The following is a 20088-nucleotide window of genomic DNA, read 5'->3' as shown; positions in this document are numbered from 1 at the left end:
TCCTCAAGCTTTGTCGGTCAGAGCGGGATGTTTTTAAGCTGAACCATCATCCCGCTCTAAATTTTTGTTTGAGCATGATTTTACCCGAAGACCGGTTCCCACTTTTCGGAATCATGCTCTAATGCGCCAGCGGCGTCCTTCGGTCGAAACTTCGAAACGGGCGGGGGCCTGCGCAAAGGCGGAAAGCCCTGTGAGGGCTGCAAGCTGGTGCGTGATAACGCGGACAGGAATGTCGCGCATGATGGCCTTGTGCGGGGCTTTGTCTTCGAATGCTTCGCGAAAAGCGCCGGACTTGAGCGCAGAAAGGATGCGCTGCGGAATGCCGCCGGAAAGATAGACACCGCCATGCGCCATGAAGATCAGCGCCAGATCGCCTGCAACGCGTCCGAGATAGGTGACGAACAGATGCAGGGTTTCTTCCGCCTGCGCATTGCTGCCATCGAGCCCTGCTGAAGTGATGTCGGCAGGTGTTTCCAGCGTTGGCGTCACCTTGTCGGCGGCGCATATGGCAAGATAGAGATTGCGCAGGCCGCGGCCGCACAGGATCTGTTCGCCAGCGACGCGGCCGTCGATGCGCTCGATATGCGGGAAGACCTGATAATCGCGTTCAGTGCGTGGGCCGATATCGATATGGCCGCCTTCGCCAGGCACCGGCACCCATGCATGGCGTGTGCGGACAAGACCGGCAACGCCAAGCCCCGTGCCCGGTCCGAGTACGACGCGGGTGGCAATCACTTCTTCCGGCTTGCCGCCAATCTGTTCCAGATGATCGCTGCCGAGAGACACGACGGCAAGCGCCTGCGCCTCGAAATCGTTCAGCACGGTCACGTCCTCGAAACCGAGATCGGCGATCATCTTCTTCGGGCGCACGACCCAGTCGCAATTGGTGAGGTCGATTTCGTCACCGTCGACGGGACCGGCGACGGCGAGAATTGCGGAGCGTGGCCGGATCGAAGTGTGATCAAGAATGGCGCTCTGTATCGCCTCATCGATGGTTGCATAATCCGCTGTCTGGAGAACGGGAAATTCCTTCGGCTCTGCATTGGAATCCACCAGGATAGCAAAGCGGGCATTGGTGCCGCCGATATCGCCGACGAGTACTGGAAACCGGAACCCCTGTTCGACCAGCTCTATCTCTTTGTTTTCATGCATGTTTTTGTCCCAAAGCCGGTTCCCACTTTTGGGAGACATGCTGTACTTCGCCAGCATGCCCTCTCCCTGGTCATGTCTTCCGCCCGCGGTGGTCTTCCGCGGGCGAGCCTGTCTTGTGCAGGATTAGAGCGCGTTTCGATCTGATTGGATCAGATCGCGCTCTAATCATTTGTTTTTACGCGCATCTTTTCCGAAAACCGTTTCACACTTTTCGGGATGCGCTTTAATCAAGCGCTTTGATCAGTTTTTCCGCTGTCGCGCGATTGAGCGCCATTGGAATATCGTAGACGCTGCCAAGGCGTGTCAGCGCCTTCACATCGACATCGTGCGGAAGCGGGGACAGCGGGTCGATGAAGAAGATGAGCACTTCCACCGTGCCTTCCGCGATCATCGCGCCGATCTGCTGGTCTCCGCCGAGCGGCCCACTTTTCACACGCTGAATGCTGAGTGAAGGACAGGCATCCAGAATGAGGCTGCCGGTCGTCCCCGTCGCCACGATGTCAAAGCGGGCCAAAGCCTGCTCATGCGCTTTGGCGAAGGCGACCATGTCATCCTTCTTCTGGTCGTGGGCGATCAATGCGATGCGCAGGCGTTCCGTCATGAATGAGCAACCTTACGAGTTGATAACCTTGTCATTAGCATTCTAAATCGTTTTAAATCTATAGCGAAGTGCCAAAGACCTGAAAAGCGCTAAAAGCCTTTACTGCACGCCGTAGGTGACATCCGCAACCGAATTCGGCGCAGGGCCGTTGAGGACGGCGGCACAGGCCTTCGGCAGATCGGAAACCATCACCGGACGCGGCTTTTTTGGCGGTTCCTTCGACGGCTTTGCAGGCTTCCATGGCTCGTCGGTAAACCACCAGGCGAGCGACTTGTCGCAACCGTCGCCAGAAGCCACTTTCGGCTGTCCCTTGCATTGAGGCGAACCGGGCTGGCAGGTCAGGCGCACGTGGAAATGGTAGAAGTGCCCCCAATAGGGGCGAACCTTGCCGAGCCAGCTTCGGTCGCCCGTCACTGTGTCGCAAAGCTGCTTCTTGATGCCCGGATGCACGAAGATGCGCTCGACTTCCGGATAGCTTGCGGCATGCTTGATGAGGGCCGTGCGGGCAGGGGTCCACTTTTTCGGGTCCACATAAAGCGAATCCGGTTTCAGCATCGAAACGGCGGAAACGCTTTCGCGTTCGGCATCGGAAAACCGCTTTTTCGGCATCGGTGTCAGCCAGATATCGGCATCGAGGCCGACCTGATGCGAGGCATGACCGGTGAGCATCGGGCCGCCGCGCGGCTGTGAGATGTCACCGACGAGCAGGCCGGGCCAGCCGTCCTGTGCTGCATCGCGGGACAGTTTCTCCAGAAGACCGATCATGCGCGGATGACCCCAGCGGCGGTTGCGCGAAAGGCGCATGACCTGCCAGTTCGGTCCGTCCGTCGGCAATGCCACCGCCCCGGCAAGACATCCTTTGGCATAAAAGCCGATGGATTGTGGCTGCTGCGTCAGCACAGGAAGCCTTTCACCGCCGAAAGCCTGTTTGGCCGGCATGTCTTCCGCCATGGCCATTGGCGCGAAGTCGGGCGCGATCATTGCGGCCAGCGAGGCTGCGAGAATGATCTTCTTCAATCTGTTTGCGATCATGGGGCAGTTCCATGTTTTGCCTACAGCATCGGCCCGAAAATCGATTACGATTTTCGGAAAGTACGATGCGTAGATTCGATCGGTTAGAGCATCCTTTGTGCGTCCATATGGACGCACGGCGCTCTAGGGGCTGCGGCTGCGAATCAAGACAACCGGATTGCGGGCATTATGCGGTGTCCACGGCAGGGCTTCAATGGCGGTCGACAGTTTGTGCTGCCGACCGCCATTTCCCTCAGCTCTTTCGTAGCCTTGCAAGCATGGCCAGAACCAGCAACGGCATGAAGGTGCAGAAGGTGATCAATGGCCAGGCAGTATCGCCAGGCAGGAAAATGACCAGTGCGGTTCCTGCGAGACTGACGATCAGGCTCTGAACACAGAAATAGACTGCGACCGCCATGCCCGCATTGTCGTCAAAAGCTGCAAGCGCACCATTCGCCGTTATCGATGCGGTGAGAACGATCCCGACAGCGGCAAGCCACATCGGGACGATGAGGCTTGTGAATGATGGTTGCAGCAGTGTCTCGCCCGCCAGAAGCAGGAGTGCGCTGGCAAGGAGCACGACCATGCCAAGGGCCACGCTTGTATGGGCACCCCATTTCTGCGTCTGGCGCGGCAGGATGCGCGTGGCGGCGATCATGACGCCGGCAACGCTTGCGAAAGCAAGGCTGAATCCTGTTTCGCCGAAGCCGCTGCGTTCGATCAGAATGCGCGGTGCGGTAGAAAAGAATACGAAGAACGTGCCCATCGCCGTGGCAAAGCCGAGCGTGTAGGTCCAGAAGCGGAAATCCTTTATGATCCGCCCCAGACTGCCGGCGTTTGGCGCATCGCCGGTCGGTCGTGTCTCGTGCCAGTGGCGCAAGGCGCGCCATGTTGCGATGAGACCGAACAGGCCCAGCAATGCGAAGATTGTCCGCCATCCGAAACCCTTTGCAATCAGTGCACCGGCAATCGGGCCAAGCGCAGGGACGAAGGAAAGCATGGCGCTGAAAAGGCCGTAGATCGTCGCGCCTTCGGGACGTGTCGCATAGACGTCGCGCACCGTTGCGAAAGTGGCGACAAGTGCCGCCGAGGCGCCCGTTGCCTGTACGAAGCGAAGCGCCACGAATAGCGCGGCATTGTCGGTAATCGCCAGCGCGAAGGACGAAAGGGCGAAAACCAATCCGCCACCAAGCAGGATGGGCCTGCGTCCGAAGCGGTCCGACAACGGGCCGAACAGCAGTTGCCCGACACCCAGCATCACCATGTAGAGGCTGAGCGTCAGCTGCACCATGGCGGGTGTCGTTTGCAGGATGGCGGGCATGGACGGCACGACCGGCAGGTAGATGTCCATGGCCAGCGAGGCGAGAATGTCGAAAGGGGCCATCAGCGCGAGCGCAAATGGCAGGGAGTAACTCCAGCGTGGAGTTTGTTTGTTATCAAAAGGCATGACGAAGCATCCGCTCGAGAAAGAATTCGGGCGGCGATCTGCCTGCTTTACAACGCGTGTCTTATCCGAAAATCGTTACACACTTTTCGGGATGCGCTTTAAGGGAAATTGGTCCGGGGCAGATGCCGCAACAGGTCGGAAAGGCTGTTGCGGCTTATCTGGTTGCGAGTTCGGTGCTGCTCATTCTGTTTTGTCCCGGTTCGATTACGGATGCATTTTTAACAGCCGCATCTGAACAATGCAAATCAGTGCCAGCTATCGTCGCGCCACATGGCCGAAAAGGCGGTCTCGTAGTCGGGATAGGCAAATTCATAGCCGAGATCCCTGATGCGCTGGTTGGAGACACGCTTGTTCTCGCCATAGAAGGAGCGCGCCATCGGCGTCATGTCGGCTTCCGCGAAGGGGACTTCCGGCGGCGGCGTCACGCCCATCAGTTCGGCTGCATAGGTGACGACATCCTGTGGCGGGCTTGGTTCATTGTCGGTGATATTGAAGATTCCGCCCGTGTTGGTTCCTGCCAGAAAACGCAGGCTACCGGCGATGTCATCGACGTGGATGCGGTTGAAGACCTGATTGTCTTTGATGATACGCCGTGCAGTACCGCGTTCCAGATTAATGAAGGCGTTGCGGCCCGGCCCGTAAATGCCGGAAAGACGCAAGATTGCGAGCGGCGTTCCGTGCCGTTTGCTCAATTGTCCCCATGCTTCTTCGGCTTCCACCCGCTCCAGACTGCGGCGGGACGCAGGCTTGCAGGGAGCAGTCTCGTCCACCCATTGGCCCTGATGGTCGCCATAGACGCCGACCGTCGACAGATAGCCGATCCAGCGAATGGTGTTGTCGGGGCGACGAAGCGCTTCTTCTACAACGGCGACCGCCGGGTCGCCGCTTTCGCCGGGCGAAATCGAAACGACAACATGGGTCGATTGGGCAAGCCGGTCCAGAAGGTCGGGCGAAGGTGTTTCACCGTCAAAGAGCATCGGCTTTATGCCTGCCTTTTCAAGGAGCGGGAATTTCTGCTCGTGCCGCGTTGTCCCGTCGATGCGTTCCGCCTCACCTGTCATCCTTTGAGCAAAGGCTTGGGCAGAATAACCGGCTCCGAACAGAAAAACGCGCATATCAGACTATCTCCGTATTCCACTCTGCCCGCACCGTAGCATCCTCTTCCGATGAGGCCAGACGTTTCTGCATTTCAGCCACACGGTCGGGATTGGCCAATTGCTTCAAGGCCCATATAGCTGCGCCGCGCACGACAGGCGCTTCGTCTTCCAGCAGTCGTTCGACATCTGGCAGAAGCGTTTTATCACCGGAATTACCGGTGGCGATCAGCACATTGCGGAGGAAGCGGTCGCGCCCGATCCGTTTCACCGGGGAACCCGAAAACAAAGTGCGGAAAGCGGGGTCATCCAGTGTCAACAGGTCGGCCAGACGCGGCGCTTTCAGATCGTCGCGGGCTTTCAGCTTCATTTCGCTGGTTGCCTGCGCAAACTTGTTCCAAGGGCAGACGGAAAGGCAGTCATCGCAGCCATAGATGCGGTTGCCCATCGCCTTGCGGAATTCGTGCGGGATCGGCCCCTTGTTCTCGATGGTGAGATAGGAAATGCAGCGCCTTGCGTCGATGCGATAGGGCGAGGGGAAGGCCTTGGTCGGACAAGCGTCGAGGCAGGCGCGGCAGGAGCCGCAATGGTCGCGGTCAGGCTTGTCGGGCGGAATTTCCGCCGTTGTGAAGATGGAGCCGAGGAACAGCCATGAGCCAAGCTCGCGGCTTACCAGATTGGTGTGCTTGCCCTGCCAGCCGAGCCCCGCGGCCTCAGCCAGCGGCTTTTCCATGACGGGCGCGGTGTCGACGAAGACTTTGACATCCTGTCCGGCGCGCGCGGCAAAACGGCTCGCCACATGCTTGAGCTTGCCCTTGATGATGTCATGATAGTCGCGGTTTTGCGCGTAGACCGATATGGCCGCGCGATCCTGTTGCTCCAGAATGGCGAGCGGGTTGGCATCCGGCCCGTAATTCATCGCCAGCATCATGATGGAACGGACTTCCGGCCACAGCACGCTTGGATCGCTGCGGCGCGCCTCGGTTTCCTCCATCCATTCCATGTCGGCGTGGTGGCCATCGGCAATATATTGGCGCAGCCGTTCGGGCGCTTGCGGAATTGCATCCGGCGTGGTGAAGGCGACGGCATCGAAACCAACCGCCTTCGCCTCTTCGATCAGGAAGCGCTTCAGCTTTTCGGTTTTCGAACTAGAAGTCGAGGTCGCCATAATGGGCCACCGGGGCAAGCCCGCGCACGCGGTCAGAAAGCAATGGGCGGAAGGCCGGGCGCGATTTCATGCGTGCATACCAGTCACGCGCCGCTTTGGTTTCGCCCCACTCGATTTCGCCGAGATAGTCTAGCACGGAAATGCATGCAGCAGCAGCCATGTCGGCATAGCTTGGATGCGCGCCACCCAGCCAGTCGCGGGTCGCGGCCAGCCAGTCGATATATTTCATGTGCTGGCGGATATTGGTGCGGGCGGCGCGGATAGCGGTCGAATCCGGCGCGCTACCGCCCATTTCGGCTGCCATCTGCAGCTTGAACACACGTTCGCGCGCGATGTGGCGTGTGACTTCATTTTCGAATTTCAGCAGAAACCAGTCAACGAGGCGGCGCACTTCGGCGCGCTCCATCGGGCTTTCCGGCAGAAGGCGGCGGCTGCGTTTCAAGGCGCCACGGGTTTCGTCCAGATATTCGGCAATCACCGTCGCGCCGACGACTGGAAGGTCATTTTCAGCCAGAAGAACGGGCAGGGTGCCCGCCGGGTTCAGCGCCAGAAATTCTTTGCGACGTGACCACGGTCGTTCCTCGATCAACTCCGCTTCAACGCCATACTCGCCGAGGATGAGCCGCACATAGCGCGAACCCGAAGACATGGGATGATGAAAAAGCGTAAGCATGATCGACGCGATACTCTCGACTGAAGCTTGAATTGAACGTCCGGAGATAGCACGGCGGCTGGCGTTTGCGCATGCAGCAGGCTATTCCTGCTACCGAGCGATTCGACGCCGCCTCAACGGAATATAAAGTCTATAAGGGCTATGTCTGCGTGAGACAAGCAATCGCTGGAAGTGCTCGTTTTTGCCTCGGCAACCGCAATCGCGGCCCGGTCTTGCTGCCATCATGGTGCCCAATATTCTAAGGTGCTGACTTCATGGATGTTTTTAATCTGCTGGAAGCCGCGTTTCTCGGTCTTATCGAAGGCTTGACCGAATTTATCCCGGTTTCCTCCACCGGGCATTTGCTGCTGATCGGCCATTTTCTTGGTTTTGAATCCACAGGAAAAACCTTCGAGGTTCTGATCCAGCTTGGTGCCATTCTGGCCATCTTGACTGTCTATTCGGCAAAACTTCTGAAAATCCTGACCGATTTTCCTCGCGATGCCCGCACGCGGCGCTTCGTCTTCGGCATTCTGGTTGCCTTCCTGCCCGCTGCTGTCATCGGCGCGCTGGCGCACGGCTTCATCAAAAGCGTGCTGTTTGAAACGCCGATGCTTGTCTGCATCATGCTCATCATCGGCGGTTTCATCCTGCTCTGGGTGGACCAGCTCAATCTGCGTCCGCGCTATCATGATGTGATGGATTATCCGCTGCCCATGTGCCTCGCCATCGGCTTCATCCAGTGCCTGGCCATGATACCAGGCGTGTCGCGCTCCGGCTCCACCATTGTCGGCTCGCTTCTGCTGGGGGCCGACAAGCGCTCGGCGGCGGAGTTTTCGTTCTTCCTCGCTATGCCGACCATGGCAGGCGCTTTTGCCTATGACCTCTACAAGAGCCGCAATATCCTGTCGCTCAACGACGGTGCGCTGATCGGGGTCGGCTTCGTAATGGCTTTCATCTCGGGCGTTTTCGTCGTGCGCTATCTGCTTGACTATGTGTCCCGCCACGGCTTCAAGCTGTTCGGCTGGTGGCGCCTGATCGTCGGATCGGTGGGGTTGGCTGCGCTTCTCGTCTGGGGATGAACGTCGTCAAATTCAGACAAAGCTCGGCGTATAAAAAATCGGGCAAAAGAAAAGGGGCCTTTCGGCCCCTTGTTCATTTTCCGATGAGCGGAATGTCTCACGCAAAACCGGTTTTGGTGTACTGGCCGGCAACGCGGTAGCGCCACAGATAGGATGGCAGCACGGCGTCAACGCCTTCCGGCGTGATGCCCATGCCTTCCAGCGTGCGGCCTTCCTTGATCGCCTTTTCGGAAACGACATTGTCGAATTTCAACAGCGTCACCTGATCGTTGGTGAGCATCGGGTTCGGCAGCAGGCCGAGGATCGATGCCTGCAAACGGGCAACCCACCAAGGCATGGAAATGATGAGGCGCTTGCGGGCGATAACGCCGAGCATGTCCTTCATCCAGTTCTTGAACGGCTGCACATCCGGGCCGCCGAGTTCATAGACGCCACCCGGCATCAGCTTGCCATCGACGGCGCGGGCGACGGCTTCCGCAACATCACCGACATAGACCGGCTGGAGCTTCGTTTCGCCGCCGCCGATAGCTGGCAGGAACGGCGAGAAGCGCGCCATGTTGGCGAAGCGGTTGAAGAAGCGGTCTTCAGGGCCGAAAATGATCGAGGGGCGCAGGATGACGCTTTCCGGCAGAACGGAAAGAACGGCGTTTTCGCCTTCGCCCTTGGTGCGTGCGTAATCCGATGGCGAATTGACGTCGGCTGCGAGCGAGGACAGATGCGTCATGCGAATGCCTGCGGCCTTGGCGGCTTCGGCGATGTTCTTCGCGCCCAGCACCTGAACGGTGTTGAAACGCTGGCGACCGCTTTCAGCAAGGATGCCGACGAGGTTCACGACATGGTCGGAACCCTTGACGACATGTTCGACCGAAGCGCGGTTGCGGACATTGGCCTGGACCATCTGAATCTGGCCGACATTGCCGAGCGGAGCCATGTAATAGGCAACTTCCGGCTTGCGCACGGCAACGCGCACGCGATAGCCGCGCTTGGTGAGACTTGCGACGACCGCGCGCCCGACAAAGCCGGAGCCGCCGAAAACGGTGACCAGTTTCGGCCTGTTGTGGACTTCGTTCGGTTCGGTCTTCATCCTAAACTCCTGCATGAAAGCCAGTTGCGCCGCTTGCGATGAGCGGCCACGATGCATCTATATTGCCGGTGATTTATCGCCTTTTGGCCACAAGGCAAAGGGGACTTGTTGTCACGATCATGATAGCAAGACTTTTTCCCATGTTCGTTTTTTTGTTTCAGCGTGAACTTATCCGAAAACCGCTTTGAGATTCCGCTTCTTGCTGTTAAATCGCGCGCATGAGCACACCACTTGACCATATTCGCAATTTTTCGATCGTCGCCCATATCGATCACGGCAAATCGACGCTGGCCGACCGCCTCATTCAGTTGACCGGCGGGCTGGACACGCGCGAGATGAAGGATCAGGTTCTCGACTCGATGGATATCGAGCGCGAGCGCGGCATCACCATCAAGGCGCAGACCGTCCGTCTCAGCTACAAGGCGAAGAACGGCGAAGATTATGTGCTGAACCTGATCGACACGCCCGGACACGTCGACTTCGCCTATGAAGTCTCGCGCTCGCTGGCCGCGTGCGAAGGTTCGCTTCTGGTGGTGGACGCCTCTCAGGGCGTGGAAGCGCAGACGCTGGCCAATGTCTATCAGGCCATCGACAACAATCATGAAATCGTGGTCGTGCTGAACAAGATCGACCTGCCCGCTGCCGAGCCTGAGCGCGTCAAGCAGCAGATCGAGGAAGTGATTGGCATCGATGCCGCGCAGGCCGTGCATATTTCGGCCAAGACCGGCATTGGCATCGAGGATGTGCTCGAAGCCATCGTCACCCAGTTGCCCGCGCCGAAGGAAGGCGACCGCAATGCGCCGCTCAAGGCCATGCTGGTCGATAGCTGGTACGATAGCTATCTCGGCGTTATCGTTCTGGTGCGCATCATCGATGGCGTCCTGAAAAAGGGCCAGACCATCCGCATGATGGGCACGGGTGCGAAATATCCGGTGGAACGCACCGGCGTGTTCACGCCGAAGATGGTTCAGGTGGACGAACTCGGTCCCGGCGAGCTTGGCTTCATCACCGCTTCGATCAAGGAAGTGGCCGACACCCGCGTCGGCGATACGATCACCGAAGATCGCCGCCCGACGAACAAGATGCTGTCTGGCTTCAAACCCGCGCAGCCGGTCGTGTTCTGCGGCCTGTTCCCGGTCGACGCGGCGGATTTCGAGGACCTGCGCGCTGCCATGGGCAAGCTGCGCCTCAACGATGCGTCGTTCTCGTTCGAAATGGAAACCTCTGCTGCGCTTGGTTTCGGCTTTCGCTGCGGGTTCCTTGGCCTGCTGCATCTGGAAATCATTCAGGAACGTCTTGAGCGCGAGTTCAATCTCGACCTCATCACGACCGCGCCTTCGGTTGTCTATCGCCTGAACATGCAGGACGGATCGCAGAAAGAGCTGCACAACCCGGCCGATATGCCGGATGTGGTGAAGATCAATGCGATTGAAGAGCCATGGATTCGTGCGACCATCATGACGCCGGATGATTATCTCGGCGCGATCATGAAGCTCTGCCAGGAGCGCCGTGGTCTGCAGATTGATCTGACCTATGTTGGTCCCCGCGCCATGATCACCTATGATCTGCCGCTCAACGAAGTGGTGTTCGATTTCTACGATCGCCTGAAGTCGATCTCGAAGGGCTATGCTTCGTTCGACTACAATCTTTCGGATTACCGTGAGGGCGATCTGGTCAAGATGTCGATCCTTGTGAACGAGGAGCCGGTCGACGCGCTTTCGATGCTGGTTCACCGCTCGGCGGCGGAAAAGCGCGGTCGCGCGCTGTGCGAAAAGCTGAAAGAGCTGATCCCGCAGCACATGTTCAAGATCCCGATCCAGGCGGCCATCGGCGGTCGTATTGTGGCGCGCGAGACGATCTCGGCGCTGCGCAAGGACGTGACAGCCAAGTGCTACGGCGGCGATGTGACGCGTAAGCGCAAACTTCTGGAAAAGCAGAAGGAAGGCAAGAAGCGCATGCGCCAGTTCGGCAAGGTCGAAATCCCACAGGAAGCCTTCATTCAGGCGCTCAAGATGGGCGATGATTGATCTCAAGTTGTTTTAGGGGCGCCTCGGCACCCTTTCTTTTTGAACTTTGACTATGCCAATTTCGTCCTCATCCTGAGGAGCCTCCTGAGCTTGCGAAGGAGGCGTCTCGAAGGACGAGGGCGACAGCGCTCCCCTCAGCCCTTCGAGACGGCTCCCATGAGCTACGCTCAGGGTGCCTCCTCAGGATGAGGGGGAGGCGGGACGAGGTAGACGTCCCGATCTCATCCCCGCTTCGACAGTGCAGGCAGGCCCTCATAATTTAGCGCAATCAACGCCTCTTTCTTTGCACGTGACCATCCTTTGATTTGACGTTCGCGAGCGATTGCATCGACAATGCGGTCATAGGTTTCAGTGAAGACAAGCACGACTGGTCGACGCTTCTTCGTATAACTCTCGTAGATGCCTTCATTGTGTTCCCACAACCGGGCTTCGATGTTCTGCTTGGTGAGACCGGTGTAATATGAACCGTCCGCGCAACGCAGAATATAGACAGTTACTTCCATGACTTGCCCCCGCTTGTCGTTGGAAGATAGATGTTGATGCAAGTTTGCCTGCCTAACAAGTTGTGGCAATCGACTTGAAGATTGCTCGTGTTCAGAAGGTGAAATCAATGTCCGAACATCCCCGCATTTCCATTACCTACTGCACCCAATGCAACTGGCTGCTGCGTGCTGCGTGGATGGCGCAGGAACTGTTACAGACTTTCGGGCAGGATTTAGGCGAAGTGGCGTTGCGTCCGGGGACTGGTGGAGTGTTTGAAATCCGTGTTTATATGCCGGATGGAAGCGAAGAACTCATCTGGGAACGCAAGCGTGACGGCGGATTTCCGGAAGCCAAGGTGTTAAAGCAGCGCGTGCGCGATCTGGTCTGGCCGGAACGCGATCTCGGTCATTCGGACCGGCCAGCCAATACTTGATGAGCCGTTGTGCTATCCGCCTCTTCGACAGGCTGAGAATGAGGGTCGAGTTGTGCGTTTCCCTCGTCCTTCGAGACGGCGCTTCGCGCCTCCTCAGGATGAGGGAAATAGCGGCGTCGCTATTCTAGCCGAAGAAATTAGTCCTCATCCACCACGCGCAGGCGCATTTGAGCGGGAGTGTTTTCCGCCTGTCTCGTTTGCGGGCGGGATGCTTCCTCTGCGGGTGCAGGGCCAAATTCCAGCGCTTCGATCTTCGCGCCGCGTCGGGTGACCTTGTTGGAAGATACAAGAATATCGTCAATATCCTTGTTGGCCTGCACAAAGTGGGTTTGCAGCTTCCGCACGCGCTCGTCCAAACGGCCCACATCTTCCATCAAGCGGATCACTTCGCCCTGAATCACATGCGCCTGCTCGCGCATGCGGGCATCCTTCAGGATTGCCTGAATGACCTGAATCGACAGCATCAGCAGCGACGGCGAGACAATGACGACCCGCGCCCGATGCGCACGCTGGATCAGGGCCTCGAAGTGCTCGTGAATATCGGCGAAGATGGACTCCGACGGCACGAACAGAAAAGCCGTATCCTGTGTTTCGCCGGGGATCAGATATTTGTCCGAGACATCCTTAATATGCACTTCCATGTCGCGGCGGAACTGGGCGACTGCTGCCTTGCGCGCCTCCGGCTGTTCCGTTTCGCGCATCGAATTCCAGGCTTCGAGCGGGAATTTTGCGTCGATCACGAGCGAGGGTGCATTGTTCGGCATCCGTACAAGGCAGTCGGGACGGGTGCTGTTGGAAAGCGTTGCCTGAAACTCGTAGGCACCCTGCGGCAGGCCGTCGGCGATGATCGCTTCCATGCGCGACTGGCCGAAAGCGCCGCGCGTCTGCTTGTTGGCGAGGATCGCCTGCAATTGCACCACCTGTCCGGCGAGCGACTGGATATTGTTCTGCGCCGTGTCGATGACGGCAAGACGTTCCTGCAATTTGGCGAGATTTTCATGCGTCGAGCGGGTCTGTTCGGTCATGGTCTGGCCGATGCGATGCGTCATGCCATCGAGCCGTTCGCGGATCGACTGGTTGAGTTCCGCCTGCCGTGAGCCGAATACCTCGGCCATGGTCTGCATCCGGCCCTGCATCTCGGCCTGTGCCTTCAGGATTTCCGCCATGCGATATTCTGCATCCCGGGCACGGTCCTCGGCCTGTGCTTCCGCAACCGCGCGAAGTCGGGCAGAGCGCGTCGCCGCGATCAGAAAAATCGCAAGACACAGCACCAGCACGACGATACCCGCCAGCAGGATATTCCCCAGCGTGAAGGATGTGGCACCGAGCTGCAGAATCGGCTCATTCAGGAGATTCTGATTTTCCATGAAGAGAGCTTAGCTGATTCGTATCGTCTTGATGAGATCAAAACGAGAACATTTTGCAAAGTGTAATTGACGATTCTCGCGTGAGCCATTACGTGAAAGCCCATGTCTGTAAAACCGCTTGTCATCCTTCCCGATCCCGTCCTGCGCCAGGTTTCCAAGCCTGTGGAGCGCTTTGACGACCAGCTGCGCAAATTTGCCGGCGACATGTTCGACACCATGTATGATGCGCCGGGCATTGGCCTCGCCGCCATTCAGGTAGGCGAACCGATCCGCATGCTCGTCATCGACCTTGCCAAGGAAGATGAACCGAAAGCGCCGCATGTCTTCATCAATCCCGAGATTGTCGGCGTGACGGATGAAGTCAGCACCTATGAGGAAGGCTGCCTTTCGATACCGGATTATTATGCCGAAGTGGAACGGCCAGCCGCCATCAAGGTCAATTACTTCGATGCAGATGGCAAACAGCATTTGATCGAAGCCGACGGGCTGATGGCTACCTGCCTGCAGCATGAGATCGATCATCTGAACGGCGTGCTCTTCATCGATCATATTTCCAAGCTGAAGCGCGATATGGTCATCAAGAAGTTCAAGAAGCTCGCCAGCCAGCGCGCGCCCGGGAAAGTGCTTTAATGCGTGTCGTTTTCATGGGGACACCGGAATTTTCCGTGCCGATCCTCACCGCCATCATCGGTCACGGTTATGAGGTTGTTGCGGCCTATACGCAGCCGCCGCGCCCGGCGGGCCGTCGCGGGCTGGAGCTGACCAAGTCACCGGTGCATGAAAAGGCCGAACAGTTCGGTATTCCGGTGTTCACGCCGAAGAGCCTCAAGGGCGTGGAAGAGCAGGACGTTTTCGCAAGCCTCGAAGCCGATGTCGCGATTGTCGTGGCCTATGGTCTGCTGCTGCCGCAAGCCATTCTGGATGCACCGCGCCTCGGTTGCTATAACGGCCATGCCTCGCTGCTGCCGCGCTGGCGCGGGGCTGCTCCGATCCAGCGTGCCATCATGGCAGGCGATAGCGAAACCGGCATGATGATCATGAAGATGGATGCCGGGCTCGACACCGGTCCCGTTGCCATGGCCGAAAAGGTTGCGATCACGCCGGACATGACGGCAGGCGAACTGCATGACCGTCTGAGCATGATCGGTGCCGACCTGATGATCCGTGCGCTGGGCGCGCTTGAGCGTGAAAGCCTTGCCTTGCAGCCGCAGGCGGAAGAAGGCGTCACCTATGCCGCCAAGATCGACAAGGCCGAGGCGCGCATCGACTGGTCGAAGCCGGCACAGGACGTGCACAATACCATTCGCGGTCTGTCGCCCTTTCCGGGTGCATGGTGCGAGATGGAAATCAATGGCGCTGTCGAACGTGTGAAGCTTCAGCGCTCGGCGCTGGGTGAGGGGTCCGGCGAACCGGGCACGGTGCTGGATGATCGCCTGACGGTTGCCTGCGGGGAAGGGGCCGTGCGGCTCGTTACGCTGCAGCGTTCCGGCGGCAAGCCATTGCCCGCGCAAGAATTTCTGCGTGGCGCACAGGTTTCGAAGGTTCTGTAAGCGGTGCCGCGCTACAAGCTCACTGTCGAATATGACGGCACGCCCTATGTCGGCTGGCAGCGGCAGGAAAACGGCCATGCGGTGCAGAATGCCATCGAACTGGCATTCAAGAAGTTCTGCGGGGAAGATTTGACGCTGAGTGCGGCTGGCCGCACCGATGCAGGCGTGCATGCAACCGCACAGGTCGTGCATGTCGATCTCACCAAGGATTGGGGTGCAGGCAAGGTGCGCGATGCGGTCAATGCGCACCTCGTCATGGCGGATGAGCGCGTCAGCATCTTGAATGTCGAGAAGACGACGGACACATTCGATGCGCGTTTTTCAGCGCGTGCCCGGCATTATCTCTATCGTATCCATAATCGCCGTGCGCCTCTGGCGATTGATTATCAGCGCGCATGGTGGGTGCAGAAGCGACTTGATGCTGAAGCGATGCACGAAGCAGCAAAGCGGCTCCTGGGCGAGCACGACTTCACGACGTTTCGCGCCACGCAATGCCAGGCCAAGAGCCCAGTCAAGACGCTCGACCGGCTCGATGTCATCCGCAACGGCGATTACGTGGAAATGCGCGTTTCGGCGCGGTCTTTCCTGCACAATCAGGTCAGGTCCTTCGCAGGCAGCCTGATGGAAGTGGGTGTTGGCCGCTGGACGGCGGATGATCTGCAGGCGGCTTTGGAAGCCAAAGATCGCAGGGCCTGCGGGCAGGTTGCCCCGCCCTATGGGCTTTATCTGATTGGTGTGGACTACGCCTTTCCGTACTGAGACGCGAAGCGCGCGCTAGGGAATCAAGAGCAAACTTCCGGATGATTTTCCCGTCTCCAGCGCACGATGGGCCTGTGCTGCCTCGCCCAGCAGATAGGTTGCCCCAATCGTTCCAGTCAGTCCCTTTTCCATGATGTCGAAAAGCTTGGAAGCGGAGTTTCGGTAGTTATCCAGATCGTTGATGTAAGCGATCACGCTTGGCCGGACGAAAGAAAGATCTGCTTGATTGCCGAGTGCATCAATGACGGTCTGGGAGATTTTTCCACCGGCCTGACCGATGCTCGCCAGAGTTCCAAACGGGCGCACGCATTGTGCCGTTTTGGCCAGAGTTTCACCACCGATCCCGTCATAGGCGACGTGAACGCCCTGTCCATCCGTGAGACGCCGGGTGGCTGTGACGAAATCGCAATCGCGTCCAACGAGCACATGATCGGCACCGTTTTTGCGCGCCATTTCGGCTTTGTCTTCCGAGCTGACCGTTCCGATCACAGTTGCTCCAAGAGCCTTGCCCCAGCGGGTCAGCAAAGTGCCCAGTCCGCCTGCGGCTGCATGCACCAGCATGATTGTATCCGGGCCAACGGGAAATGTATTGGTGAGGAGCATGTGGGTGGTAAGACCGCGCAGCATGGTCGCTGCCGCCGACTGCGAGGAAATTGTGCTGGGCAGTAGCAGCGCCCTTTGGGCCGGTAGAAGCCGGGTTGAAGCATATGCCCCCACTGGCAGGCCCGCATAGGCAACCCTGTCGCCTGGCTTGAGGTCGGTTACATCCGATCCGACAGCTTCCACCACGCCTGCACCTTCGACGCCGAGCACTGCCGGAAAGGACGGCAGCGGATAGAGGCCGGTCCGATGGTATATGTCGACAAAGTTCACGCCGATTGCCTCGTGGCGAAGACGTATCTCGCCCGCACCGGGGCTTCGGGGTGTCTGCGGGACTGTCTGAAGCAGCCCTGCTTCACCTGTTTCGTTCAGAATGATCTCGTAGTCCATCAGTCAGCCTCCGTTGCAATCCGTGGCAGTATCGCGGATAGAGAAACGGGAAAAAATTGCCGATTTGATCGCAGCGTATGGGAAAAATTTCACAATGGTGAATTGGGAAAGCGTGCGTTACTTTGTGGCTTTGGCCGATACGGGGACTCTGTCCGGTGCCGCGCGTTTGCTCAATGTAGAACATGCGACGATTGCGCGACGTGTGGCAGCTCTGGAATCCGAAACCGGTTTGAAACTGGTTGATCGCCGGGGGCGGCGTTTTCTGCTGACGGAAGACGGCGAGCGGATTGCGGCGATTGCCCGCAAGATGCAGGCCGAGGCACAAGCCATCAGCCGTTTCAGCGCAGTTCGGGATACGGGCATAAGCGCGACCATCACGCTCACCGCGCCGCCGTCCTATGCGGTTGCAAGACTGACGAAGCCGCTCGCTGCCGTGTCAGAACAATATCCGGGTATCCATATGCGTGTGATGGGAGAAGCGCGCTTCAGTTCACTGAACCGTAGGGAGGCGGATATAGCTATTCGCCTGGCGCGCCCGACAACCGGCGATCTCACCATTCGCAGGCTGGGCGAGGAAGCTTTCCGCCCTTATGCGAGCCGGGATTATCTGGCGCGAACTCCTCCTGAAGAATGGCAGTTCATTGCTTATGATGAAAGTCTGGAAGACGCTCCGCAGCAGGCCCATTTGCTTGCTTTGGCTGGTGCCCGGCCAATCGCCCTGCGCGCCAATACGCTGGAGATGCAGCTCGCTCTTGTAAGAGAGAACGCAGGCATAGCCATGTTGCCTGATTTCATGGCTGAGACGCAGGAGCAGCTGGTGCCAGCGCTGCCGGATCATGCCCCGCTCATACGCGAGGTGTGGATGGTCGTTCATTCCGATATGAAGACGGTTCCGGCTCTCCGTGCCGTCATGGCCGAGATCGCCAGCGCCCTCAATCATCCCGTGCCGATATAATGGCTTTCGCTTTAATAGGCGTGCGGATCAAAGCCGATCCCGAGCAGTTGCTGCAGCAGGACGGTCAGGAACAGTGAGCCAAAGACGATGCAGGCGAAGAATGGTGCCGCATAGGCATGTGGGCGCTGCAGCGCGACAAAAGTCAGCCGGTAGCTCAGCACAATGGATGCGCCGAACATGATGAAGGCAAACAGTGTCGCGATGTCGAACCGTCCGGGAAAGAAGAGCTGTAGCAGTGTAATGGGTGCGAAGACCCACGAAAGCAGTGCGCTGCCCCAGTTGGTGGCAATCACGAAAGCCGCATAACGCTTGGCAATGCCGATCCGCTTGGCGATAAGGCCGATGATGACGAGCGGAATAATCCAGGCCGCTATGTCCACGAAGGCTGCGCGCGTGACGATGGCAAAGCGCAAGCCTGCCTCCTCGCGACCTGCCGTCAGATCCGCGGCATAAGCGACCCAGCTTGCGAAGAGCGGCGGCAGTGCAATCGCTATCGCAAAGAAGGACGACCAGAAGCCCTCGGCGGAAATGTCGAGATAGCCCAGTCCTTCCTTGCGCCCGAGCATCATTTTCCAGACGCCCCAGAAATATCTGAAAATATCGTCCAGGCTTGGCATGAGATTCCCAATTTTTCGCGTAATCCTGGCGGAACAGTCATGCGACTTTCCGGGACTATGCGTTACCCAAAGAAATCGGCGATGAAGCGTTCATAAATCTGTGTCAGGCCTTCGAGGTCGGCAAGGGCCACGCGCTCGTCAACCATATGCATGGTCTGTCCGACAAGGCCGAACTCGACCACCGGACAGTAATCCTTGATGAAACGGGCATCGGATGTGCCGCCTGATGTCGACAGTTCCGGGCGTTTGCCCGTTACGGCCTCGATGGAATCCGTCAAGGTGCCGATCAGCTTTTCGTCACGGGTCAGGAACACATGGCTCGGATGCTCGCGCCAGGTGAGTTCGTATTTGATCGGTGTTTCGCGACCCGGCCGCAAGCGATTGTCGCTGGCGGCTTTTTCGAGGCGCGCGATGATTTCGGCCTGCAAGGTCTCTGCCGTCCAGGTGTCGTTGAAGCGGATGTTGAACGAGGCCGTTGCCTTGTTCGCAATGACGTTGGTGGCCTTGTTGCCGACGTCGATGCTCGTCACTTCCAGATTGCTGGCCTGGAAATTGGCCGTCCCTTGGTCGAAAGCCGGATAAAGCAGGCTGTCGACCAGCGTGGTAATGCCGCGTACCGGGTTTTCGGCCAGATGCGGATAGGCGGCATGGCCCTGCACGCCATGGACGGTGATCGTGCCGGACAGCGAACCGCGCCGTCCGATCTTGATTGCGTCGCCGAGCGCGTTGGGGTTGCTCGGCTCTCCGACGATGGATGCATCCCAGCTTTCGCCGCGCTGCTTCGCCCAGTCGAGAAGCTTGACCGTGCCATTGATGGCCGGGCCTTCCTCGTCGCCGGTGATGAGGAACGAAACGCTGCCCTTGATGCTGCCGTGCTTTTCGATGTGACGGGCAACTGCGGCCACGAAACAGGCGACACCGCCCTTCATGTCAACCGCACCGCGACCGTACATCACGCCTTCTTCAATAGCGGCAGAAAAGGGCGGGTGTTTCCAGTCGCCCTCATTGCCGGGAGGCACGACATCGGTATGTCCCGCAAACATCAGATGCGGGCCATTGCCCGATTTGCGTGCATAAAGGTTTTCGATGTCGGGCGTGTCTTCATCGTGGAAGACAGGTCGTTCCACCGAAAACCCCATCGGCTTCAACATTGCTTCCAGCGCCGTCAGCGCACCGCCCTCGGCAGGCGTTACGGATGCACAACGGATGAGGGCGGCAAGGTTATCGGCGGGATTGACGGCTAAGCTCATGAGATCGGGACTTTTTTGAAAAGGGAATCGTCTGACGGCGAGATTATCGCGCATCCCGAAAAGTGCGAAGCGGTTTTCGGAATAAGATGCGCGTTGAAACAAACTGCATCCCGAAAAGTGCGAAGCGGTTTTCGGAACAGGATGCGCGTTGAAAAAACAGGCCGGAAGCCGGCGGATGAAACAGCAATCCGATGGTTGCGCGCAGGCGGCATCGTTTCGCCTTTCACTTGTTTTTCTCAACCGGTTTCAATTTGGGAACGAAATTTCCTTGACCGGAGGGGGCCTGTCATCGTTAGTTAAAAATAAGTTGATAACGAGACCCGCAAAGGGCCGCTCAACGGGGACTCTTTTTAAATGGGAAACTGC

At 58.3% G+C, this 20088-nt stretch carries 20 protein-coding genes; 7 read left to right on the top strand and 13 right to left on the bottom strand.

Translation table 11 applies throughout. From position 1 onward, the window contains the following. Positions 1–111: 111 nt before the first annotated feature. The 7 genes from ABDF71_RS12155 to ABDF71_RS12125 form a co-directional block, all read right to left on the bottom strand. Complete coding sequence (locus tag ABDF71_RS12155; RefSeq protein WP_012091428.1) at positions 112–1152, bottom strand: glucokinase; 1041 nt, start codon at positions 1150–1152, stop codon at positions 112–114. 223 nt (positions 1153–1375) lie between these two features. Continuing rightward, on the bottom strand, positions 1376–1753 hold the full coding sequence (locus tag ABDF71_RS12150) for a methylglyoxal synthase (RefSeq protein WP_010659399.1): 378 nt from the start codon (positions 1751–1753) through the stop codon (positions 1376–1378). 99 nt (positions 1754–1852) lie between these two features. Continuing rightward, complete coding sequence (mepA, locus tag ABDF71_RS12145; RefSeq protein ID WP_029929355.1) at positions 1853–2785, bottom strand: penicillin-insensitive murein endopeptidase; 933 nt, start codon at positions 2783–2785, stop codon at positions 1853–1855. A 232-nt stretch (positions 2786–3017) separates the two neighbouring features. Beyond that, entirely contained in the window at positions 3018–4211 is a 1194-nt protein-coding gene (cml, locus tag ABDF71_RS12140) for a CmlA/FloR family chloramphenicol efflux MFS transporter (protein ID WP_500061592.1), read from the bottom strand. A 245-nt stretch (positions 4212–4456) separates the two neighbouring features. Then, positions 4457–5326 carry an SDR family oxidoreductase gene (locus ABDF71_RS12135; protein WP_454622909.1) on the bottom strand — a complete coding sequence of 290 codons (870 nt, stop codon included), beginning with the start codon at positions 5324–5326 and terminating at the stop codon, positions 4457–4459. 1 nt (position 5327) lies between these two features. Continuing rightward, on the bottom strand, positions 5328–6473 hold the full coding sequence (queG, locus tag ABDF71_RS12130; protein WP_500061591.1) for a tRNA epoxyqueuosine(34) reductase QueG: 1146 nt from the start codon (positions 6471–6473) through the stop codon (positions 5328–5330). Continuing rightward, positions 6454–7146: a glutathione S-transferase family protein gene (locus ABDF71_RS12125; RefSeq protein ID WP_010659404.1), complete on the bottom strand. Its 693-nt coding sequence runs from the start codon at positions 7144–7146 to the stop codon at positions 6454–6456. The genes queG and ABDF71_RS12125 overlap by 20 nt, the downstream gene beginning before the upstream one ends. A 254-nt stretch (positions 7147–7400) precedes the next feature. Between ABDF71_RS12125 and ABDF71_RS12120 the strand changes: the two genes are divergently transcribed. Beyond that, positions 7401–8207 carry an undecaprenyl-diphosphate phosphatase gene (locus ABDF71_RS12120; protein WP_010659405.1) on the top strand — a complete coding sequence of 269 codons (807 nt, stop codon included), beginning with the start codon at positions 7401–7403 and terminating at the stop codon, positions 8205–8207. A gap of 97 nt (positions 8208–8304) precedes the next feature. On the opposite strand, the gene ABDF71_RS12115 is transcribed toward ABDF71_RS12120, so the two are convergent. Then, on the bottom strand, positions 8305–9291 hold the full coding sequence (locus ABDF71_RS12115; RefSeq protein ID WP_029929346.1) for a complex I NDUFA9 subunit family protein: 987 nt from the start codon (positions 9289–9291) through the stop codon (positions 8305–8307). Between the two features lie 218 nt (positions 9292–9509). On the opposite strand from ABDF71_RS12115, the gene lepA reads away from it, so the two are divergent. Continuing rightward, complete coding sequence (gene lepA / locus ABDF71_RS12110) at positions 9510–11318, top strand: translation elongation factor 4 (RefSeq protein WP_010659407.1); 1809 nt, start codon at positions 9510–9512, stop codon at positions 11316–11318. 221 nt (positions 11319–11539) lie between these two features. Here the strand turns inward: lepA and ABDF71_RS12105 are convergent, their stop codons facing one another. Continuing rightward, the gene (locus tag ABDF71_RS12105; protein WP_151615439.1) at positions 11540–11821 is read right to left on the bottom strand and encodes a GIY-YIG nuclease family protein; all 282 of its coding nucleotides are present in this window, start codon (positions 11819–11821) and stop codon (positions 11540–11542) included. Between the two features lie 107 nt (positions 11822–11928). On the opposite strand from ABDF71_RS12105, the gene ABDF71_RS12100 reads away from it, so the two are divergent. Further along, the gene (locus ABDF71_RS12100; protein WP_151615438.1) at positions 11929–12234 is read left to right on the top strand and encodes an Rdx family protein; all 306 of its coding nucleotides are present in this window, start codon (positions 11929–11931) and stop codon (positions 12232–12234) included. Positions 12235–12371: 137 nt separating this feature from the next. On the opposite strand, the gene ABDF71_RS12095 is transcribed toward ABDF71_RS12100, so the two are convergent. Next, positions 12372–13601 (bottom strand): DNA recombination protein RmuC, encoded by a 1230-nt coding sequence (locus tag ABDF71_RS12095; RefSeq protein ID WP_029929339.1) that lies wholly within the window; start codon positions 13599–13601, stop codon positions 12372–12374. Between the two features lie 102 nt (positions 13602–13703). Here ABDF71_RS12095 and def point away from each other — a divergent pair, with 102 nt between their 5' ends. The 3 genes from def to truA are packed head-to-tail and all read left to right on the top strand — an operon-like array spanning position 13704 to position 15910. Further along, positions 13704–14231: a peptide deformylase gene (gene def, locus ABDF71_RS12090; RefSeq protein WP_010659411.1), complete on the top strand. Its 528-nt coding sequence runs from the start codon at positions 13704–13706 to the stop codon at positions 14229–14231. After that, positions 14231–15151 carry a methionyl-tRNA formyltransferase gene (gene fmt / locus ABDF71_RS12085; protein WP_151615436.1) on the top strand — a complete coding sequence of 307 codons (921 nt, stop codon included), beginning with the start codon at positions 14231–14233 and terminating at the stop codon, positions 15149–15151. The genes def and fmt overlap by 1 nt, the downstream gene beginning before the upstream one ends. 3 nt (positions 15152–15154) lie before the next feature. After that, complete coding sequence (gene truA / locus ABDF71_RS12080; protein ID WP_029929335.1) at positions 15155–15910, top strand: tRNA pseudouridine(38-40) synthase TruA; 756 nt, start codon at positions 15155–15157, stop codon at positions 15908–15910. 15 nt (positions 15911–15925) lie between these two features. On the opposite strand, the gene ABDF71_RS12075 is transcribed toward truA, so the two are convergent. Next, the gene (locus tag ABDF71_RS12075) at positions 15926–16900 is read right to left on the bottom strand and encodes a quinone oxidoreductase family protein (protein ID WP_029929333.1); all 975 of its coding nucleotides are present in this window, start codon (positions 16898–16900) and stop codon (positions 15926–15928) included. A 94-nt stretch (positions 16901–16994) separates the two neighbouring features. Here ABDF71_RS12075 and ABDF71_RS12070 point away from each other — a divergent pair, with 94 nt between their 5' ends. Beyond that, on the top strand, positions 16995–17855 hold the full coding sequence (locus ABDF71_RS12070) for a LysR family transcriptional regulator (protein WP_151615435.1): 861 nt from the start codon (positions 16995–16997) through the stop codon (positions 17853–17855). 11 nt (positions 17856–17866) lie between these two features. Here ABDF71_RS12070 and ABDF71_RS12065 read toward each other — a convergent pair whose 3' ends face one another. After that, on the bottom strand, positions 17867–18472 hold the full coding sequence (locus ABDF71_RS12065; RefSeq protein ID WP_010659416.1) for a hypothetical protein: 606 nt from the start codon (positions 18470–18472) through the stop codon (positions 17867–17869). 62 nt (positions 18473–18534) lie between these two features. Next, positions 18535–19722, bottom strand: coding sequence for a succinyl-diaminopimelate desuccinylase (dapE, locus tag ABDF71_RS12060; protein WP_500061590.1), 1188 nt, complete (start codon positions 19720–19722; stop codon positions 18535–18537). Positions 19723–20088 lie beyond the last annotated feature (366 nt).

This window comes from Ochrobactrum sp. WV_118_8 (genome assembly GCF_039631535.1).
Lineage (GTDB): Bacteria > Pseudomonadota > Alphaproteobacteria > Rhizobiales > Rhizobiaceae > Brucella > Brucella anthropi.
The sequence above is the reverse complement of the archived record's forward strand: the minus strand, read 5'-3'. Positions and strand labels throughout refer to the sequence as shown.